Consider the following 2,587-nt stretch of genomic DNA (forward strand, 5'->3'; position numbering starts at 1 on the left):
CGGATGTGGTGATTAGCCCTTACAGAAATGGTCTGATGGTCCGGGCCGGTCAATACCCGGACTTAACACCACTACCGGGCAATGTCCCGGCGAGTTATTTTGCCATTAACCAGCTGATACGCCCGATACGGGTTATTCCTCGTGAAGGCCATTCTCTGCATTTTTATGGTGAAGGACATTTTAATTCAACTTCCACGCTGGCCTGGTATTCCCGCTATGACCGTGGCCCTCTGCATGTTACCCCGGTGAGAACCGGCGAACCGATGCTTGTCAGCGGATTCTGGCGAACTGACAGCCAGCCTGACAAACAGTATTTCTTTGTTCAGGGCGCAACTGCCTTTGATATTCAGGGTGCAGAGCCGGGGACAACGGTATGGCATCTGATACGGGAAGCAGAAAATAGGAATGAGTAAATTGCCGAAGTTGCTGTTGTTATCCTCGTCACCCTTGCGGCCGCTGCTGCGCTGATTGCACTGGTGGAAATTTTAACTGCTGCCGCAGCGGTCAGCGCCGCCGCGTTGGCTACCGTTCTTGCAATATTGGCGAGTGTGACATTCGCTACTGCCTCATAATTATATGGAGAAAATAATGGAAACTGTAGATTACTTTGCCCAGTTGAGATCACAACTGACCTCTTTTCTTTTTATTAATGGAGATGAGCTGACCGTCTCCCGCTTGGGTATCTCAATTACCCTGTTTTTTAAACAGGGTTACACCCAGGAGAAAAAGCAACGCATTCTGGCCTGCTATCGCCGTTTTCGCGAAGAATTTGGTACCCATCTGCGTTTTCATCGTCATGAGCTAGAAGGGCTAAAAAAATATTCCGCAGAAAATATTGCCAAAGTGGAAGAAGGCATCCTTAACCAGAAAAAAAACCAGCCTTGCGGTTGGGTGGTCAGTGATGCCAAAAATGAAGATGAAGCGCCTCATTATCTGATGCGTTATCTGGGTTCCGATGAAGATGATGGTGATGATAGTAGTTCCTACCTGAGTCTGGTGCTGCCCTGGGATTATCTGAAAGCACAAGACGGCATGATCAAATTTATGGCCTGGCTGGATTTTCTGTGTGAACAGCTTGAACCTGACTGGGGAGATTGTGGTTACTGTCTGGTCTTACCCAAAGACTACTATGATTATTTCCCTTTGGAGTACCAATTGGCCCTGCGCTACCCCACCCTGCAAGTCAACTCTACGGTTCATACCACACTGGATGATTATGCCGATTCTATACGGAGCATGAACTGGATCACCCTGCTGTCCAGACGGTTTATCGCACGATTGGGCGGGGAAATCTGGATACGTAAAACACTGGCACGCTACCCGGATGTGGTGATTAGCCCTTACTCCAATGGTCTGATGATCCGCGCAGGCAAATACCCGGATCTGACACCACTACCGGGCAGTGTCCCGGCGAGTTATTTTGCCATTAACCAACTGATACGCCCGATACGTTTTGTGCCGGGAGAAGGTGATTCCCTGCACTTTCACGGCGCGGGTCATTTTGATGATATTTCCACACAAGCCTGGTATGCCCGCTATGACCGTGGCCCTCTGCATGTCACCCCGGTGATAACCGGTGAGCCGATGCTTGTCAGCGGATTCTGGCGAACTGACAGCCAGCCTGACAAACAGTATTTCTTTGTTCAGGGCGCAACTGCCTTTGATATTCAAGGTGCAGAGCCGGGGACAACGGTATGGCATCTGATCCGGGAAGCAGAAAATAGAGAGGAGTCAATATAATGCGAAGTGTAGTAGAAGGAAGACAAATTATCCTTAACGGTGATACCACAACAACCGGAGGAAACGTTTTAAATGGTTCCGATTTGGTCAACCAACAACTGGAGGTTGCCCGTAAAGGTGACCCGGTATTTTGTCCCGCCTGTAAACAAACCGGCGCTATTGCGGAAGGTTCTAACTTGTTCAATATACAGGGAATACCTGTTGCACTGGCGGGACACCTTGTTAATTGTGGTTGCCCGACCGGAGCCTGTCGATTAAAGGTACGGTCATAAAGATCAAACGCCAAAGCCATTAATTAAAATACCCATAAAATCAGGGCAGGCTTTAAGCTGTTATTAAACGTCATTTTTTTAACTGATGATTTTAATCGGTATAAAGTTTTAACCGTTTTTTTACCCCTTTTAACGCCTGCTTTTTATTAAGTTTAATCATCATCCGCTATCATGTTTTACGTTTAACAAACCCTAAATACCTCCACTTTTTATCTTTACCAACGCTGTTTTACCCGCCTTTTTCAGCACTTAAATCCTGCCACATTAACCGTTTTATCCCTTTTTTATTGCATTATTTTTAGGGTTTTATCCGTAAAACAACCGTCGATAAAACGCTTTAATACCTATTCCTTTCGGATAATATTCTTTTATATGTGGATTTCTTTTCAACTCTCTTTTAACGGTTAATCATTTTCGATTAAATACCATTAAATCCGCAGCTGAAAACTCGCATTTACCGAGTTAAATCCGGTCTTGATAAAAAAGCCAAAAGCTTTAATACCTTTTCACTTGCATTTTAAAAAAATCATGACAGGTTAGGTAAATGTAAAATAAATCGCATGTAAAATTTCAAT

General features: G+C 45.3%; 3 protein-coding genes. All 3 read left to right on the plus strand.

Annotated features, from left to right (window positions below; translation table 11 throughout):
• Window positions 1-413: type VI immunity family protein (locus tag ACGF7G_RS22055; protein WP_387468406.1), on the plus strand; the 413-nt coding region annotated here is incomplete at its 5' end.
• Window positions 414-588: 175 nt separating this feature from the next.
• Window positions 589-1,740, plus strand: coding sequence for a type VI immunity family protein (locus ACGF7G_RS22060; protein ID WP_387468408.1), 1,152 nt, complete (start codon window positions 589-591; stop codon window positions 1,738-1,740).
• Window positions 1,740-2,012: a PAAR domain-containing protein gene (locus ACGF7G_RS22065; protein WP_133813395.1), complete on the plus strand. Its 273-nt coding sequence runs from the start codon at window positions 1,740-1,742 to the stop codon at window positions 2,010-2,012. Before ACGF7G_RS22060 ends, ACGF7G_RS22065 begins: the two co-directional genes overlap by 1 nt.
• Window positions 2,013-2,587: the final 575 nt, after the last annotated feature.

The organism is Photorhabdus sp. RM323S, assembly GCF_042879375.1.
In the GTDB taxonomy this organism is placed as follows: Bacteria; Pseudomonadota; Gammaproteobacteria; order Enterobacterales; family Enterobacteriaceae; genus Photorhabdus; species Photorhabdus tasmaniensis.

Bases quoted from the DNA above. Each gene is read 5' to 3' on its own strand.
- ACGF7G_RS22060 (WP_387468408.1), top strand. From the start codon at position 589: ATGGAAACTGTAGATTACTTTGCCCAGTTGAGATCACAACTGACCTCT.
- ACGF7G_RS22065 (WP_133813395.1), top strand. From the start codon at position 1,740: ATGCGAAGTGTAGTAGAAGGAAGACAAATTATCCTTAACGGTGATACC.